The 15,721-nt window shown below is 70.9% G+C and carries 17 protein-coding genes; 9 read left to right on the top strand and 8 right to left on the bottom strand.

What is annotated here, in order from left to right; all coding sequences use genetic code 11:
* Window positions 1-33: 33 nt before the first annotated feature.
* A complete protein-coding gene (locus tag C8E83_RS12410) occupies window positions 34-2,001 on the bottom strand; it encodes a potassium transporter Kup (RefSeq protein ID WP_245981658.1) in 1,968 nt (655 codons plus the stop codon).
* Between the two features lie 211 nt (window positions 2,002-2,212).
* On the opposite strand from C8E83_RS12410, the gene C8E83_RS12415 reads away from it, so the two are divergent.
* Both C8E83_RS12415 and C8E83_RS12420 read left to right on the top strand, forming a co-directional pair.
* The gene (locus C8E83_RS12415) at window positions 2,213-2,545 is read left to right on the top strand and encodes a hypothetical protein (protein ID WP_211331695.1); all 333 of its coding nucleotides are present in this window, start codon (window positions 2,213-2,215) and stop codon (window positions 2,543-2,545) included.
* 119 nt (window positions 2,546-2,664) lie between these two features.
* On the top strand, window positions 2,665-3,567 hold the full coding sequence (locus C8E83_RS12420) for an NAD(P)-dependent oxidoreductase (protein ID WP_121370183.1): 903 nt from the start codon (window positions 2,665-2,667) through the stop codon (window positions 3,565-3,567).
* Between the two features lie 3 nt (window positions 3,568-3,570).
* Here C8E83_RS12420 and C8E83_RS12425 read toward each other — a convergent pair whose 3' ends face one another.
* Window positions 3,571-4,083: a hypothetical protein gene (locus C8E83_RS12425; RefSeq protein WP_121370184.1), complete on the bottom strand. Its 513-nt coding sequence runs from the start codon at window positions 4,081-4,083 to the stop codon at window positions 3,571-3,573.
* 165 nt (window positions 4,084-4,248) lie between these two features.
* On the opposite strand from C8E83_RS12425, the gene C8E83_RS12430 reads away from it, so the two are divergent.
* Both C8E83_RS12430 and C8E83_RS12435 read left to right on the top strand, forming a co-directional pair.
* Window positions 4,249-4,941, top strand: coding sequence for a hypothetical protein (locus tag C8E83_RS12430; RefSeq protein WP_121370185.1), 693 nt, complete (start codon window positions 4,249-4,251; stop codon window positions 4,939-4,941).
* Between the two features lie 134 nt (window positions 4,942-5,075).
* Window positions 5,076-5,519, top strand: a complete 444-nt coding sequence (locus tag C8E83_RS12435; protein ID WP_121370186.1) for a hypothetical protein — start codon at window positions 5,076-5,078, stop codon at window positions 5,517-5,519.
* Window positions 5,520-5,570: 51 nt separating this feature from the next.
* Here C8E83_RS12435 and C8E83_RS12440 read toward each other — a convergent pair whose 3' ends face one another.
* From C8E83_RS12440 to C8E83_RS12450, 3 genes are all read right to left on the bottom strand, one after another.
* A complete protein-coding gene (locus tag C8E83_RS12440; protein ID WP_121370187.1) occupies window positions 5,571-5,924 on the bottom strand; it encodes a GntR family transcriptional regulator in 354 nt (117 codons plus the stop codon).
* Entirely contained in the window at window positions 5,921-6,874 is a 954-nt protein-coding gene (locus C8E83_RS12445; protein ID WP_121370188.1) for a hypothetical protein, read from the bottom strand. Before C8E83_RS12445 ends, C8E83_RS12440 begins: the two co-directional genes overlap by 4 nt.
* 62 nt (window positions 6,875-6,936) lie before the next feature.
* On the bottom strand, window positions 6,937-7,680 hold the full coding sequence (locus C8E83_RS12450; protein WP_121370189.1) for a phosphoglyceromutase: 744 nt from the start codon (window positions 7,678-7,680) through the stop codon (window positions 6,937-6,939).
* A 40-nt stretch (window positions 7,681-7,720) separates the two neighbouring features.
* On the opposite strand from C8E83_RS12450, the gene C8E83_RS12455 reads away from it, so the two are divergent.
* A complete protein-coding gene (locus tag C8E83_RS12455; protein WP_121370190.1) occupies window positions 7,721-8,509 on the top strand; it encodes a class I SAM-dependent methyltransferase in 789 nt (262 codons plus the stop codon).
* A 6-nt stretch (window positions 8,510-8,515) separates the two neighbouring features.
* Here the strand turns inward: C8E83_RS12455 and ygfZ are convergent, their stop codons facing one another.
* The 3 genes from ygfZ to C8E83_RS12470 all read right to left on the bottom strand — a co-directional run bounded on the left by ygfZ (window position 8,516) and on the right by C8E83_RS12470 (window position 10,725).
* On the bottom strand, window positions 8,516-9,658 hold the full coding sequence (gene ygfZ, locus C8E83_RS12460; RefSeq protein ID WP_121370191.1) for a CAF17-like 4Fe-4S cluster assembly/insertion protein YgfZ: 1,143 nt from the start codon (window positions 9,656-9,658) through the stop codon (window positions 8,516-8,518).
* Window positions 9,648-10,253, bottom strand: coding sequence for a heme-binding beta-barrel domain-containing protein (locus C8E83_RS12465; RefSeq protein ID WP_121370192.1), 606 nt, complete (start codon window positions 10,251-10,253; stop codon window positions 9,648-9,650). Before C8E83_RS12465 ends, ygfZ begins: the two co-directional genes overlap by 11 nt.
* 190 nt (window positions 10,254-10,443) lie before the next feature.
* Window positions 10,444-10,725 carry a hypothetical protein gene (locus C8E83_RS12470; RefSeq protein ID WP_121370193.1) on the bottom strand — a complete coding sequence of 94 codons (282 nt, stop codon included), beginning with the start codon at window positions 10,723-10,725 and terminating at the stop codon, window positions 10,444-10,446.
* 53 nt (window positions 10,726-10,778) lie between these two features.
* On the opposite strand from C8E83_RS12470, the gene C8E83_RS12475 reads away from it, so the two are divergent.
* The 4 genes from C8E83_RS12475 to C8E83_RS12490 all read left to right on the top strand — a co-directional run bounded on the left by C8E83_RS12475 (window position 10,779) and on the right by C8E83_RS12490 (window position 15,556).
* Entirely contained in the window at window positions 10,779-11,468 is a 690-nt protein-coding gene (locus tag C8E83_RS12475) for a winged helix-turn-helix domain-containing protein (protein WP_121370194.1), read from the top strand.
* A gap of 1 nt (window position 11,469) precedes the next feature.
* Complete coding sequence (gene mshD, locus C8E83_RS12480) at window positions 11,470-12,300, top strand: mycothiol synthase (protein WP_121370195.1); 831 nt, start codon at window positions 11,470-11,472, stop codon at window positions 12,298-12,300.
* A gap of 110 nt (window positions 12,301-12,410) precedes the next feature.
* Window positions 12,411-14,585 (top strand): RNA degradosome polyphosphate kinase, encoded by a 2,175-nt coding sequence (locus C8E83_RS12485; protein WP_121370196.1) that lies wholly within the window; start codon window positions 12,411-12,413, stop codon window positions 14,583-14,585.
* On the top strand, window positions 14,582-15,556 hold the full coding sequence (locus tag C8E83_RS12490; protein ID WP_121370197.1) for an NUDIX hydrolase: 975 nt from the start codon (window positions 14,582-14,584) through the stop codon (window positions 15,554-15,556). Before C8E83_RS12485 ends, C8E83_RS12490 begins: the two co-directional genes overlap by 4 nt.
* Window positions 15,557-15,721: the final 165 nt, after the last annotated feature.

Below are 15,721 nucleotides of genomic sequence, written 5' to 3' on the forward strand. Positions count from 1 at the left end.
TGCGGCCCGGCTTCGCCTCGCCAGCGTCGGGCGCTAGATGACGACGTCGCTGCCCATCGTGACCGTGCGGTTCGGCGGCAGCATGAAGCGGGCGGCGGGGTCGGCGGCGTTGTGCGCCAGGCCGACGAACAGCCGCTTGCGCCAGCCGACCATCGCCATCTTCTTGCCCTTCTTCTTCGCCCCGACGCGCAGGCCGCCCCGCGAGATGAAGTAGGAGGCGTTCTCCATGTCGTCGGGGTCGATGTCGAGCACGTCGGCGAGGCAGGCGGCGTGGAGGGCCTTCGGCAGGTCTTGGTCGTCCGAGAAGCCGAACTTCACCGTGATGTGGTCGATGCCGTCGTCGGTGTAGCCGAGGTCGTCGCGGAAGAACGCCTTCGAGTGCGGCACGTGAGGCACGTTCGCCGTGAGCACCGACACGAGAAGCACGTGCTCGTGGATGATGTGGTTGTGCTCGAGGTTCGCCCGGAGCGCCAGCGGAGTCGTGTCTTTGCTGGGGTGCGGGAAGATCGCGACGCCCTCGACGCGCGGGATCTTCTCGGTGTTGACCTGCTCGATGAAGTCGGCGAGGGACCCCTCGAGCCATTGGCGCTTCTGCTGCACGAGCTGACGGCCTCGCCGCCACGTCGTCATGACGGTGATCACGGCGAGCGCGATGAGCAGCGGCACCCAGCCGCCGTGGATGATCTTCGACAGGTTGCCGGCGAGGAAGGTCAGCTCGAGGCCGCCGAAGACCACGGCCGCCGCGATGAGCTTCCAGAGCTTCCACTGCCAGAGCTGTCTCGCGACGAGCAGCAGGAGCAGCGTGTCAACCACGAGCGCGCCGGTCACCGAGACGCCGTACGCCGTGGTCAGGGCGGCCGACGAGCGGAACGCCAGCATGATCGCCATCACGCCGATGAACAGCAGCATGTTCACGGCCGGCAGGTAGATCTGGCCGCCCTCGTTCTTCGAGGTCTGGCGGATCGTGATCGGAGGCAGCAGGCCGAGCTGCACCGCCTGCCGCGTGAGCGAGAACGCACCCGAGATGACCGCCTGGCTGGCGATCACGGTCGCCGCGGTCGCGAGGATCACGACGGGCAGCTGCAGCGCGTTCGGGAACAGCATGAAGAACGGGTCCTTGGTGGCCGACGGCGTGTTGAGCACCAGCGCGGCCTGGCCGAGGTAGTTGAGCACGAGGGCCGGGAACACCACGAAGAACCAGGATCGACGAATCGGCACACGACCGAAGTGGCCCATGTCGGCGTAGAGCGCCTCGGCTCCGGTGATGGTCAGCACCACGGCGCCGATGGCGACGAAGGTGACCACGGGGTGCGCGAAGACGAACGCGATGGCCCACGTGGGCGAGATGCCCTGCAGGACGCCGGGGTGGCGGATGATGTGCGGGATGCCCGCCGCGGCGATGACGACGAACCAGAGCAGCATGATCGGGCCGAAGAGGGCGCCCACGCGGCCGGTGCCGAACCGCTGCAGCAGGAACAGGAGCACGAGGATCACCGCGGCGATCGGCACGACGAGGTGCGAGATCGACGGCGCGGCCGTCCCGAGGCCCTCCACCGCCGACAGGACCGAGACCGCGGGGGTGATGACCGAGTCGCCGTAGAAGAGGGAGACGCCGACGATGCCGATCACGAGGAAGATGACCGCGCCGCCACGCCGTTTCGAGTACAGACGTCTCGCCAGGGCCGCGAGCGCCATGACGCCGCCCTCGCCGTTGTTGTCGGCGCGCATGAGCACGAGCACGTACTTGAACGACACGACGATGGTCATCGACCAGAACATCATCGAGATGACGCCGTAGACGTCCTCCGGCTTCGGCTGGACGACGCCGCCGTCGATCGTGAAGACGGTCCGCAGCGCGTAGAGGGGACTGGTGCCGATGTCGCCGAAGACGACGCCGAGTGCGGCGAGCGCCAGTGCGGTGATGCTGGCGCCGTGGCCGTGTCCTCCACCGCCGGTATCGGTCGCCTCAGCGCTGGGGGCGGGAGTGCGAGTCTGGGTCACGCGTGAACTCTCCATGGTTCGGCCGTCATGGCGGCGGCTGGCCTCATCCTGCCACCGCTGGGAGAGAATACCCGGATCATGCGGCGCGTTCGCAGACAGTGCCTCGCGCCGTCTGCCGTTTCGGCACGGTGCGGGTGTGCCCCGGGCGCGGAGCCCCGGGTGCTGGGCCCGGGCGCTGCGCCGCACCGGCTGCCGACGGTAGGGTCGCGGCATGGAGTGGAGAGCGCTGGCGCGACGCGTGATGCGGTCGGGGCTGTGGTCGGTCGAGTCGCCGGGGTCGATCGGCAGCGTCCGGTCGCTCGGCAGCGCGTGGTCTCTGCGGTCGCTCGGCAGCGCGGGCTCGATCGCGTCGATCGGGAGCGCCGGGAGCCTCGCCTCCATCGGCTCCGCCGGGAGCATCGCGTCAATCGGGAGCGCCGGCTCGATTCTGTCGATCGGATCCGTCGGCTGCATTCTGTCGATCGGCAGCCACGGGCGGAGCTTGGCGGTGTTCGATCGGCCGGTCGCCGGGCTCCTGCGCCGTCGCCGAGCCGACCCCGAGTAGCCCGCTCCGCGCCCAAGCGCGACAAAACGCGACATCTGCGACACGGCTGAGCGTCGCAGGTGTCGCGTTTTGTCGCGGGATGACGCGGGGAGGGGTAGGGCGAGCCCTACGATCTCTCTGTGCAGACGATCGGCGTGCTCGGGCTGGGGCGCATGGGCCTCCCCGTGGCGCGCCGTCTCGCCGACTCCGGGTGGCGCGTGCTCGGCCACGATCCCGACCCCGAGCGGTTGGCCGCAGCCACGCAGCACGGCATCGAGCCGGCGGAGTCCGCCCGTGCCGTCGCCGCCGCGAGCGACCTGCTCGTCACAGTGCTTCCCGGGCCGCAGGAGCTCCGCGAGGCTCTGCTCGGGCCGAAGGGTGTGGGGCGTGACCTGTCACCCGGCTCCTGCTGGCTCGACCTCACCAGCAACGACCCGCGCGTCGCCGACGAGGTGGCCGCCTCGCTCGCTTCGCGCGGCGTCGACAGCGTCGCCGCGCCGATGGGCGGCGGGCCGACGGCGGCGTGGGCGGGCACTCTGCGGTTCACGGTCGGGGGTGCGGAGGCTGCGGTCGAGCGGGTGCTGCCGATCCTGCGCCTGTTGGGCGACCCCGACGGCGTGACCCGCGCCGGCGAGACCGTCGGCAGCGCGCACGTGACCAAGCTCATGTCGAACGCGCTGTGGTTCGGGCAGGTCGTCGCGGTCACCGAGATGCTGCTGCTCGGCCAGTCGCTCGGGCTCACGGTCGCCGGCATGCGCGACGCCCTCGCCGCCGGGCCGGGGTCGAGCCGGTTCATCGCCGAGCACCTCGACTCTCTGCTCGCGGGCGACGACCTAACCACGTTCAACCTGTCGCGGGTCGTCGAAGAGCTCGACACGCTCGACTCCCTGGCGCAGGAGCACGGCCTCACCCTCGACCTGCACACCCTCGTCGGCCGCCTGCACCGCGACGCTCTCGCCCACTTCGGCCCCGTCGACGGCGAGCTGATGGCCGCGCGGCTGCTCGAGGCGCGGGCCGGGCGGACGGTGCGGCTGCCCGGCTGAGCGTCACTCGTGTGGCGCGCCGTCCCGAGCGATCGCGAATCCGCCTCGGCGCACGATCCTCGCGTCCGGTCGACCGGCGCGGCGACGCCCTCCGAGTCGACGATCGTCGTCGAGCTCGCCTTCGCGCAGCGTGCGCTGCAGCTGTTGCTCGACCCACGTCGCGGCGATCCGCGCCAGCGAGGCCGCGGGGAGTCGCACGCCGCTGACGCGCAGATCGTGGACGGGATCCTCTCCGGAAGCATCGTCGACGTATCCCGCCTCGCCCCACGAGCCCCGCAGCCACTGCGGCTGGGCCGGATCGAGTCGGGCCCCGATCCACAGGGTGTCGAGGGCACCCTCGAGTCCCGGTACCCGCACGCTGGCGTACACGGGCTCCGGTGCGGACAACGTCTCGACCGAGGTCGCCTTCGGCACCACGTCGCTGTGCCACGACGCGGCGTATGAGCGGAGCGCCCCGAGGAACTCCGCCTCGTCGCCGTGCCGCTCCAGCAGGTCGTCGAAGAAGTCGTCGGTCATCCCGCCATCATGCCGCGTCGGTGGTCACGCGCCGCAGCTCAGGGTCGACGCCGCGACGTCGCACGAGGTTTCGGCCATGCTGCCAGCGAAAGTCCGCTGGCACCATGGCCGAAATCTCGTGCGACATGAAGGTGAACTCGGCACGAGCCGCGCTAGGGTGCGGCGATGGAGACGCGGAGCATGGGGGCGGACGGCTCTCAGGCCGCGCCTCGCGATGACGAGCCCGGCGTCTTCGCCGACGCGAGCCTGGTCGCGTTCGCCCCGACGCGGTGGATCCAGGTCGCAGGATCCGCAGCCCTCCTCGTGGCCATCGGTCTCGCCGCGATCGTCTTCACGCCCACCGTCGTGAAGGTCGATCGCGAGTACCTCCGCGCCGTCATCCCCGCCCTCGGCGCCTGCGCCGTCGTGCTCGGGATCGTCTGGCTCGTCTTCGGCCTGCGGGCATACCGCACGTTCGCCGAGCACGACGTCGCCCGATTCACCCAGATGCAGCTGGTCGGCCTGTGGATCATGACGACGCTCTTCGTGGCCACGGGCATCGCGGGCGGCGTGTGGGGGCTCGTCGTCTTCGGGAGCGGCCAGGTGTCGGTCTTCACCATCACGTTCAGCCGCCCGCCGACGTCCGACCGGGGCTCGACGATCGCGCGGCTTCGTAGACGCCTACGGCCCTGCTTCATGGGTGAGGCCGCCGTCATGCTCGCAGCGGCTGTCGCGCTCGGCGTCGTGTCCCTGTTTGTGCCACTCCCCCGGCACCTCGCCGCCGACTACCAGACGAACGCGATCGTGCTGCTCTTCTTCTCGATCGTCGGTGCGGTGTGGTTGGTCGTGCGGCGGCGGCGCGGCGCGCAGTCCGCCTGATCGTTCGCCGTCGAGCAAGGAGCGGCGTCTCACGCGAGGAGTGCCGTCACGGCGCCACTCCTCGCGTGACCCGCCACTCCTTGCGGCGGCGACGACGGCGCGGACCATGAGCGCGGGTCTGGGAGGATGGGGGCATGGCCCAGGTCGCGATCATCGTCAATGGCCCCGCGACGTCGTCCGGGGCGGCGAACGCCGGCAAAGCCGAGATCGCGCAGGCGCTGGGGATCCTTCTGGGGTGCCCCGTCCTGGATCCTGCGCTCGTCGCCCAGGCCTTAAAGCAGCAGACCGGGCCGGTCGCACCCGTCGACGGGCTGCGCGCGCTGTCGATCGAGACGGTCTTGCGCACGGCCGGGCTGGTCAAGGCAGGTGTGATCGTCGACGCGGCGTTCGAGGCGGCCGACCGCGAGACCGTCGAGAGTGGGCTCGCGCTGGCGGGCACACCTACCCCGCGCGTCGTCGAGGTGTGGTGCGGCGAGGCCGGCGGGGCGCTCGCGCTGACGCCCGTGGTCGAGGTCGCCGACGTGGCCACGGTCGACATGGACGCCCTCGTCCAGGAGATCAGCGCGCTCTTCGTCTGAGACCCCGAGCGCGGCCGGGAAGCGGCAGACCAGCTCTCACGAGCCCAGCGCTCAGGAGCCGAGAGCCCTCGCCACGTATCCCAGCGCGACGTCGGCCGAGACGCCGAGTTTCGCCGCGCGATCCGCGTACGCCCGCGCCGCCTCCTGCACCTGCTGCAGAGCGGCCGACCCCTGCGCCCGGACGAGCGTGCCGTTGCGTCCGCGCGTCTCGACGAACCCGTCCGACTCCAGCTCGCGGTAGGCGCGAGCCACGGTGTTCGGCGCGATGCCCAGGTCGTCGGCGAGGCGCCGCACGGTCGGCAGCTTCGACCCGGCGGCGAGCTCGCCCGACTCCACCTGCGCCGCGATCTGCACCCGCAGCTGCTCGTACGGCGGGGTCGCCGAGCGCGGGTCGAGCGTGATCACCGGTGCGACGCCGACGGGTCGGGCCAGGGCGCGGTCGCAGGATCGGCTGCCGCGAGCCGCGCGGCCTCCTCGTCGTCGGTGCGCCGGCGTGCTCCCGGCCACAGCCGCAAGAGGAACCAGTCGGTGTTGTTGCGCGTGGCGATGTTGAAGACGGCTACCAGGACGAGCGACGCGAACGCGGTGATCAACGCCAAGGCGCCCGGGCCGTTGAGCGTGCCGAGCACCCCGTAGAACGCGCCGAAACACAGCGCCTGCAAAGGGCCCGAAAGGATGTCGCGGAGAGCCAACCACCGCAGCGCGTCGTCCCAGACCATCTCGTCGGTGTCGCGGGTCGGGCGCCCCTGCGCGACGATCCGACGAGCCGCGACGGCGAAAGCGATCTGCCCGGCGATCGCGAGTGCGACGAGCACGATGCCGGGCACGATGAGGTGCACGCGCGACGTGCCGCCAAGGGCGATCGCCAGGCCCACCGTGACGACGGCGCAGACCGAGGCGGCGAGAGCGAGACGGCGCAGGATCGGCGCGATGTAGTCGCCCACGGAGGTCACGGTCAGCCGCGCCACCCGAGCCGCATCGTCGCCCGGACGGGGTGCGGAGGCCAGCGACACGACGATGACCCCGACGGCCGACCCGACCGCGCCGAAAGCGATCACGCCGTAGTACGCGAGGAGGATCGGGCGATGCGAGTAGGGGAGGCCCCAGCCCGGGACCGTCGAGGCGAGGAGCAGGCCGAGCGCGAGACCCGCGAGGGCACCCAGGGCGCTGGCGCGGATCCTGCGCCCCATGCGGCGGCGGAAAGCAGGGTCGAGGTCGGCGGGCACACCGATGCCGATGCGCCTGCCGGCCCGTTCGAGCGCCCACACCTGCACGGCGGGCACGAAGGACAGCCCCGCGGTCACGGCGAGGCCGACCACCGCGATGGCCAGCAGTACGAGCAGATAGACGTCCATGAGCACCCCTTTGTGGCACCCATTGTCGCAATGTACTGCGACAAACGCAAGAGCGGGAAGAGCTACTTCTTGCCCTGCGCGGCGACGGCCGCGGCACCGGCGGCGGCGGCCTCGGGGTCGAGGTACTCGCCCGGCTTGACCGGCGCGAACGAGTCGTCGAGCTCGTAGACCAGCGGGATGCCGGTGGGGATGTTCAGCTCGGCGATGTCGGCGTCGCTGATGCCGTCGAGGTGCTTGACCAGGGCGCGCAGCGAGTTGCCGTGGGCGGTGACGAGCACGGTCTTGCCGGCCGCGAGGTCGACGGTGATGTCGCTCTCCCAGTAGGGCAGCATGCGGTCGATCACGAGCTTCAGCGACTCGGTGCGCGGGGCGTCGGCGCCGAGGTCGGCGTATCGCTCGTCGTGCGCCTGCGAGAACTCGGAGTCGTCGTCGAGGGGCGGCGGCGGCACGTCGAACGAGCGGCGCCAGGTCTGGAACTGCTCGGGGCCGTACTGCTCGAGCGTCTGCGCCTTGTCCTTGCCCTGGAGCGCACCGTAGTGGCGCTCGTTGAGACGCCACGAGCGCTTCACCGGGATCCAGAGGCGGTCGGCCTCCTCGAGGGCGAGGTTCGCGGTCTGGATCGCGCGAGTGAGCACCGACGTGTAGAGGATGTCGGGCTTGAGGCCCGAGGCGGCGAGGAGCTCGCCGGCGCGCTTCGCCTCGGCGGTGCCCTGCTCGCTCAGGCGGACGTCGACCCACCCGGTGAAGAGGTTCTTCTGGTTCCACTCGCTGTTGCCGTGACGGAGGAGGATGAGCGTCGAAGTCATGCCCTGATCCTATCGCCGCCGGGTTTCCTAGACTGGTCTCATGCCCATCGGCCAGGTGACGCGCGGCACCACCGGCACCAACCGCCTCCGCCGCGTCGACCGCTGGATCGCCGCCCTCCCGGCGTTCCGCAGGGCGCACGATCCCCTCGTCGTCGACCTCGGCTACGGCGCCAGCGCGACGACCCCACTGGAGCTCTTCGACCGCCTCGCGAAGGTGCGGCCCGACGTCGAGGTGATCGGCATCGAGATCGAGCCATCACGCGTCGCCGAGGCGTCGAAGAGCGCGAAGCCGGGGGTCTCGTTCCGGCTCGGCGGCTTCGAGGTGCCGCTCGACGTAGCCGACGAGGCACGGGGTCGACGCCCGGCCGTGATCCGCGCGTTCAACGTGCTGCGTCAGTACGACGAGTCCGAGGTCGCGGCCGCGTGGGCGCTCATGACGGGGCGGCTCGCCGACGGCGGCGTCCTCGTCGAGGGCACCTGCAACGAGGTCGGCCGCGTCGCCAGCTGGATCGACGTCGCGAAAGGCGGCCCGCAGACCTTCACGGCGTCGCTGCGGCTCGCGTCGCTCGAGTCGCCGTCGGTGATCGCCGAGCGCCTCCCGAAGGCGCTGATCCACCGCAACGTCGACGGCGAGCGCATCCACGACTTCCTGCAGGAGCTCGAGAGACTCTGGCGCTACAACGCCGCCCTCGCCGTGTACTCCCCCGTGCAGCGGTGGGTCGCCGCCGTCGAGGGCATGCGCGACGCCGGGTGGCCGGTGCTGCACGGGCGCACACGGTGGCGGCTCGGCGAGATCACCGTGCCGTGGTCGGCGGTGGAACCTCTCTAGGGCGAGCTACCGGCGGACGGCGCCGAGGCGCGGCATCCGCGGGACTCCGGCGGCGGCGCCGGCGGACGGCGGCACGATCGTCTCCTGTGCGGCCGCGACGGCGGTGTCCTGCGCATCGACGACCAGCCCGGCGTCGACCGGAGTGGAGCGCTTGACCACGGCGAGCGCGATGGGTCCGAGCTCGTAGTGGACGGCGGCGGAGGTGACCTGGCCGACCTCGCGAGCCGGTGCTCCTGCGCCCTCGTCGCCCGCCTCGGCAACGGTGCCAGCGATCGACACCGTGTCACCGTGGGCGGGCAGAACGTTGTCGGAGCCGTCGAGGTGCAGCATCACGAGGCGGCGAGGCGGGTGGCCGAGGTTGTGGACCTTCGCCACGGTCTCTTGCCCGCGGTAGCAGCCCTTGTCGAGGTGCACGGCGCTGCGGAGCCAGTCGAGCTCGTGCGGAATCGAGCGCTCGTCGACCTCGAGGGCCAGCCGGGGCCGCCAGGCCGCGATCCGCAGGGCCTCGAGCGCCAGGAGGCCGGCTGCGGGCACGGGCGACGACGCCAGCTCGGCGAGGGCATCGCGCGAGACGAGGGTCTCGCGGTAGGTCCAGTCGCGCGCAGGATGCGACGGCTCGTCGGCGTACGCGACGCCCCCCTCGGCGACCTCACCCCACCCGTCCTCCCACACGAGCGGAAGCCCGTTCGGGGCCAGCGCCTCGACGCCCTGCAGACCGGCGAACGCGCCCACGACCGCGACGTCGGGGCGCTCGGCGACCTCGACCCGCAGCAGGAAGCGCATGCGGTCGAGCCACTGCGCGAACGCCTCGGCCTCGGTCGCCTCGACGATCAGCCACGTGGTCACGCCGTCGTCGAGGACGGCGGCGGCGTGCTCGACGCGGCCGGACGGGTCGAGGAGGAGCGTCTCGCTCGACTGCCCGGGGGCCAGACCTTTGAGGCTCTGGCTGGTGAGCGAGTCGAGCCACGACAGGCGGTCGGGCCCGGTGACCGTGATGACCGCGCGGTGCCCGGCCTCGACGAGAGCACGGCCGGCGGCGAGGTCGCGCTGCTCGCTCAGCGGGTTGCCGTAGTGGGCGGCGACGCCGGTGGCCTCGTCGGCGACGAAGCCGGGGCGCGCGGCGAAGGGGGTCGGAGTCTCAGTCGACATGGGCGAGCCGCCCCGACGCGTGCGTGCGCAGCTCGTTGCCGAGGGCGGCGATGTCCCACGCCCAGAGCAGGTGGTTGTCGACAAGGCCGTACATGCGGGTCGCCGCCGAGTACTCCTTGGCGTTCGACGATCGCAGCACGGCGTCGGTCGCGAGGTCGATCCGCGGCCCCTTGACCCGGCCCAGGTAGAGCTCGTTGACGCCCGACGGGTGCACGAGCGACACCTCGATGTCGAAGCCGTCGTCGGGGGTGCGCAGGATCTCGACGGCCCTCGCCGTCGTGAACGGCTGGATGCCGACGCCCGGCAGCATCGCCGGGCCGCGGTCGCCCTCCTCGGCGGGCCGGTCGAGACGCCAGAAGCCGACCTCGCTCACGAGGGGCGTGTGCTCGTCGTCGAGCAGCCACGTATAGGACGAGTAGTTGAGGAACGGGAGCCCGTCGTGGCTGAAGCTGACCCGCTGGCCGAACTCGTGGGTGCGGCGCGACTCGGGCTCGTCGCCGGTCTTGTAGTCGACGACGCCGGTGCCCTCCCAGACGCCGAGGAGCCACGACAGCGGGACGAGCTCGGCGGGAAGATCGGTGGGGAGTTCTCTCATGGCGCGCAAGGCAGCAGGGTCAGCGCTGACCCTTGAAGAGCTTGACGAAGACCGTCACCGCGGTGAAGACGATGCACGCCGACGCCAGCACGAGCAGGCCGATGTAGAACATCTCGAGGGGAAGCAGGGAGTCCATACCGAAAGACTACCCGCGCACACCGCCCGGATCGCTTCAGATCGCCCGGTCTCTTCAGATCGAGAGAAGGGCGAGGATCGCCGTCGCGATCGCGAGCACCACGAAGCTCCCGGCGAGGCTGAGCATGGCGCGGTCGACCAGGCCGTCCTTCTCGCGGGTCGCGAGCTGGAGGCAGAAGGTGAGGATCACCGTCGCTCCGAGCACCATCGGAAGCCACACCAGGAAGCGGTCGCCGTGGACCGTCGCGCCCACCACGACGGCGCCGATGATCGCCACGACCCAGACCGGGATGGTGGTGGCGAGACGGAGGCGTGCGCGTCGGGTGATGGTTTCCACGGGCTCATCATCCCCCATTAGACTCGACGCAGTCCGTATCTACTGGAGGTCGTGTGGCGCAGCTCTTGGTCCTCACCTCTGCGTCGTCCGGCGATGTCCTTCCGTCGCTGGCTCTGCTCAGCCACCGCACTCGGCAGATCCCCGCCGAGCCGTCGCACCTGGTGAACGCCCCCTCGAGCGACCTCATCTTCGTCGATGCGCGCGGCGACCTCGCCAGCGCGAAGGCCCTCTGCAAGATCCTGCGCACCACCGGCGTCACCGTGCCGCTCGTGCTCGTCCTCACCGAGGGCGGCCTCACCGCCGTCAACTCCGAGTGGGGCGTCGACGACGTGATCCTCGAGTCCGCCGGCCCGGCCGAGGTCGACGCGCGCATCCGCCTGGTCACCGGCCGTCTCGCGCAGTCGCAGTCCGGCAGCAAGATCCAGGCCTCGGGCGTCGTCATCGACGAGGCCAGCTACTCCGCCAAGGTCCACGGCCGCCCGCTCGACCTCACCTTCAAGGAGTTCGAGCTCCTCCGCTTCTTCGCCACGCACCCGTCGCGCGTCTTCACCCGCGAGCAGCTGCTGAGCGAGGTGTGGGGCTACGACTACTTCGGCGGCACCCGCACCGTCGACGTCCACGTGCGGCGCCTCCGCGCGAAGCTCGGCGACCTCGAGTCGCTCATCGGCACCGTGCGCAACGTCGGCTACCGCTTCAACGTCTACGACGAGGACTCCCGCGAGCTCCCGCAGGCCTCGAGCTGACGTGAGCGGCGGCTCGACCCCCGACATCGCGATCGTCCGCGCCCTCGCCGCAGAGGCGCAGGCCGCCGACGGCGCTCCCCCGTTCTCCGATCAGGCGCTGGTGGAAGCGGCGGCGAGGACGGCCGAGGTGCTCGGGGGCCGAGAGGCTCTCGCGATCCTGCGGCCGGGCGAGGCCGAGCTGGTCGTGTCGCCGACGCACCGCCGCCACGGGCTCGGGCGGGCGCTCCTGGCCGAGGTGCTCGACGCGTCGACGGGCGATTTGGCGGTGTGGTCTCACGGCGATCACCCGGGCGGGCGGGCACTGGCGGGCGAGTTCGGGTTCGATGCGGTGCGCCGGCTCCTGCAGCAGCGGGCCCCGGTGGCGTCGCACCCGAGCGCACCGCGACTGCCCGACGGGGTCGTCGTCTCGGCGTTCCGCCCGGGGGTCGACGACGCGGCCTGGCTCGACCTCAACGCGCGCGCCTTCGCCGACCACCCCGAGCAGGGCTCGCTCACCCAGGGCGACCTCGACGCCCGCAAGGCCGAGTCGTGGTTCGACCCTGACGACCTGCTGATGCTCTGGGCCGGCACAGAGCTCGTCGCCTTCTGCTGGCTGAAGATCGAGGGCGCGCAGGAGCCCGGCGAGTTCTACGCCGTGGCCGTCTCGCCGTCGCGCCAGGGGCAGCACCTCGGGGGCGCCGCAGTCGACGCCGGGCTCGAGCGCCTGGCGGCCCGCGGCGTCAGCACGGCCTCCCTGTACGTCGAGGGTGACAACCTGGCCGCGCTGCGCCTGTACGCCGCTCGCGGTTTCGTCGACCACGCCGTCGACGTGCAGTACCTCCTGCACCGCTGAGGCGCGGCGTCCGCACCGCCTCTCCTCCACAGCGCGGTCGCCTCGCGGGAGTTACCAACAGTTCACGCAGGGCGACCCCCGGCGTTCATTCGCGGTGGCAGGATTGAGCAATGGACAGCGAACCCTACGTCGACGGTGCGGCCGTCTCGAACGACCTCCTCGACGACTTCGACGACATCGTCTCGTTCGACGACGACGGCACGCTGCCCGGCGACCGCTACCTCGACCGTGAGATCAGCTGGCTCGCCTTCAACCAGCGCGTCCTCGAGCTCGCCGAAGACCCTGCCACCCCGCTGCTCGAGCGCGTCAACTTCCTCGCGATCTTCGCGTCGAACCTCGACGAGTTCTTCATGGTGCGCGTCGCCGGCCTCAAGCGCCGCATCGCCACCGGCCTCGCGGTGCCGACCAACGTCGGCACCGCGCCGAGCGACGTGCTCGCCGCCATCAACACCCGCGCGTACGAGCTCCAGCTGCGCCACGCCCGCGCCTTCGCCGACCACGTGAAGCCCGACCTCGACGCCGCCGGCATCCACGTCGAGATGTGGTCCGACCTCAACGAGGCCGATCGCGTGATGATGCACGACGTCTTCTCGACGCAGATCTTCCCGGTCCTCATGCCGCTCGCGGTCGACCCGGCGCACCCGTTCCCCTACATCTCGGGCCTCTCGCTGAACCTCGCCGTCCGGGTGCGCAACCCCAAGACGAACAAGGAGGAGTTCGCGCGCCTCAAGGTGCCGCAGGTGATCCCCCGCTTCGTGCAGCTGCCCGACGACGACAGCGGCCGCCTCCGCTTCATCCCGCTCGAAGACCTCATCGCGAACCACCTCCAGGACCTGTTCCCCGGCATGGAGGTCGTCGAGCACCACGTCTTCCGCGTCACCCGCAACGAAGACGTCGAGATCGACGAGGACGAGTCCGAGAACCTCATCCAGGCCCTCGAGAAAGAGCTGCTGCGCCGCCGCTTCGGTCCGCCGATCCGCCTCGAGATCACGGAAGACATGGACGCCGTGACCCTCGAGCTCCTCGTCCGCGAGCTCGACATCACCGACCAGGAGGTCTACCGGCTCCCGGCCCCGCTCGACCTCGCCGGCCTGTTCGAGATCGCGAAGATCTCCAACCCCGAGCTGCACTACGCCAAGCACCTGCCGACGACGGCCGTGCAGCTGCTGCCGACCGAGCCCAACATGAAGCCCGACTTCTTCGCCAGCATCTCGCGCCGCGACGTCCTCGTGCACCACCCCTACGAGTCGTTCGCGACGAGCGTGCAGGCGTTCCTCGAGCAGGCCGCCGCCGACCCGAACGTGCTCGCCATCAAGCAGACGCTCTACCGCACCTCCGGCGACAGCCCGATCATCGAGGCTCTCATCGACGCGGCCGAGGCCGGCAAGCAGGTGCTCGCCCTGGTCGAGATCAAGGCGCGCTTCGACGAGCAGAACAACATCACCTGGGCCCGCAAGCTCGAGAAGGCCGGCGTCCACGTCGTCTACGGCCTGGTCGGCCTGAAGACCCACTGCAAGCTCGCGCTCGTGATCCGCCAGGAGAAGGGCGGGCGCCTGCGCCACTACACGCACATCGGCACGGGCAACTACAACCCCAAGACCAGCCGCATCTACGAAGACATGGGCCTGTTCACCGCCGACGACCAGGTCGGCAAGGACGTCACGCGCCTGTTCAACGAGCTCTCCGGCTACGCCATCGAGAAGAAGTTCAAGCGCCTGCTCGTGGCGCCGCTCCACCTCCGCAAGGGGCTCGTGAAGCGGATCGCCGTCGAGGCCGAGAACGCCCGCGCCGGCAAGCCCTCGGGCATCCGCATCAAGATCAACTCGATGGTCGACGAGGAGGTCATCGACGCGCTGTACCACGCCTCGAACGCCGGGGTGCCGATCGACATCTGGGTGCGCGGCATCTGCTCGCTGAAGGCCGGCGTGCCCGGCCTGAGCGAGAACATCCGGGTCCGCTCGATCCTCGGCCGCTACCTCGAGCACTCGCGCCTGTTCGCGTTCCACAACGACGGCGACCCGCAGGTGTTCATCGGCTCGGCCGACATGATGCACCGCAACCTCGACCGCCGCGTCGAGGTCCTCGTGCGACTCGTCCAGCCCGATCACCTCGACGAGGTGAGCCACCTGTTCGACCTGGCCATGTCGCCCGAGACGGCGTCGTGGCACCTCACCGAAGACCAGTCGTGGGAGCGCGTCTCGCGCAGCGATTCGGGTGAACCCCTGAACGACATGCAAGATGGACTCATGCGCGAGATCAGCAGAAGAAGGCGCTCGGCGCGGTGAGCCGCGACTACGGCACGCTCACGCGCACCGGCTCCGCCACGGCCTCGACCGTCGTGGCCGCTGGCGCAGTGTGCTGGCGCCTGGTCGACGGCAAGGTGCGCGTGCTCCTCATCCACCGCGAACACCACCACGACGTCTCGCTGCCCAAGGGCAAGGTCGACTCCGGCGAGGCGACGCCCGAGACCGCAGTCCGCGAGATCCGCGAGGAGACGGGTTACCGCGTGGCGCTCGGCGCGCCGCTCGGCACGGCCGAGTACCTCCTGCCCGGCGGCCGCGACAAGGTCGTGCACTACTGGGCAGCCGAGGTCGACGACGAGGCCTTCGCCGCCGCGGGCCCGTTCGTTCCGAACGACGAGGTGCAGCTGATCGAGTGGGTCCCGCTCGCCAAGGCCCGGGCCCAGCTGACCTACGAGCGCGACGCAGAGGTGCTCGACCGCTTCGCCGACCGCGTGGCCACCGACCAGGCGCGCACCTTCGCGATCGTGGCCCTGCGTCACGCGAAGGCGCTGTCTCCGGGCGAGTGGTCGGGTGCGGATGCGACCCGGCCGCTGGCTCCTGCGGGCCGCCGCCAGGCGAAGAGCATCGCGCCGGCCATCGCGGCCTGGGCCCCGCAGCGCATCGTGTCGTCGACGGCGGCACGCTGCCTCGCGACGGTCGAGCCACTGTCGACCCGCACGCACGTCGGCGTGAAGAACACCGACGACGTGAGCCAGGACGCCTACGAGACGGGCACCGACGACGTCGCCGGCGTGGTCCGCAAGCGCCTCAAGAAGCGCGTCAGCGCCGTGGTGTGCAGCCACGGGCCGGTCCTGCCCGAGGTGATCCGGCAGGTCTCCGCGCAGACGAAGGGGGGCCACCGGCTCGACCTGCGGCGGTTCTCCTCGCTCGGCACCGGTGACTACACGGTGCTGCACGTCTCCGTCGGCGACGGCACTCTCGTGGCCGTCGAGACGCACGGGCCGACCGTCTAGAGGGGCCGGTTTTCCGGGCTCCTGCGCCCCCTACTCCCTCGCCGGGCACTCCTCAGAGTGCCCGGCGCTTGTTCTCCGGCCGTTCACCATCCGTTCACCAGTACGGGCGACCCTCGTTAACGCGTCACCGTAGCGTCGCTCGCGGGTCAGCACCGGCCCAGTCCT

Source organism: Frondihabitans australicus, from assembly GCF_003634555.1.
Taxonomy (GTDB): Bacteria; Actinomycetota; Actinomycetes; order Actinomycetales; family Microbacteriaceae; genus Frondihabitans; species Frondihabitans australicus.

Bases quoted from the DNA above. Each gene is read 5' to 3' on its own strand.
- C8E83_RS12415 (WP_211331695.1), top strand. From the start codon at position 2,213: ATGGAGTGGAGAGCGCTGGCGCGACGCGTGATGCGGTCGGGGCTGTGG.
- C8E83_RS12425 (WP_121370184.1), bottom strand. From the start codon at position 4,083: ATGACCGACGACTTCTTCGACGACCTGCTGGAGCGGCACGGCGACGAG.
- C8E83_RS12430 (WP_121370185.1), top strand. From the start codon at position 4,249: ATGGAGACGCGGAGCATGGGGGCGGACGGCTCTCAGGCCGCGCCTCGC.
- C8E83_RS12435 (WP_121370186.1), top strand. From the start codon at position 5,076: ATGGCCCAGGTCGCGATCATCGTCAATGGCCCCGCGACGTCGTCCGGG.
- C8E83_RS12445 (WP_121370188.1), bottom strand. From the start codon at position 6,874: ATGGACGTCTATCTGCTCGTACTGCTGGCCATCGCGGTGGTCGGCCTC.
- C8E83_RS12450 (WP_121370189.1), bottom strand. From the start codon at position 7,680: ATGACTTCGACGCTCATCCTCCTCCGTCACGGCAACAGCGAGTGGAAC.
- C8E83_RS12455 (WP_121370190.1), top strand. From the start codon at position 7,721: ATGCCCATCGGCCAGGTGACGCGCGGCACCACCGGCACCAACCGCCTC.
- ygfZ (WP_121370191.1), bottom strand. From the start codon at position 9,658: ATGTCGACTGAGACTCCGACCCCCTTCGCCGCGCGCCCCGGCTTCGTC.
- C8E83_RS12465 (WP_121370192.1), bottom strand. From the start codon at position 10,253: ATGAGAGAACTCCCCACCGATCTTCCCGCCGAGCTCGTCCCGCTGTCG.
- C8E83_RS12485 (WP_121370196.1), top strand. From the start codon at position 12,411: ATGGACAGCGAACCCTACGTCGACGGTGCGGCCGTCTCGAACGACCTC.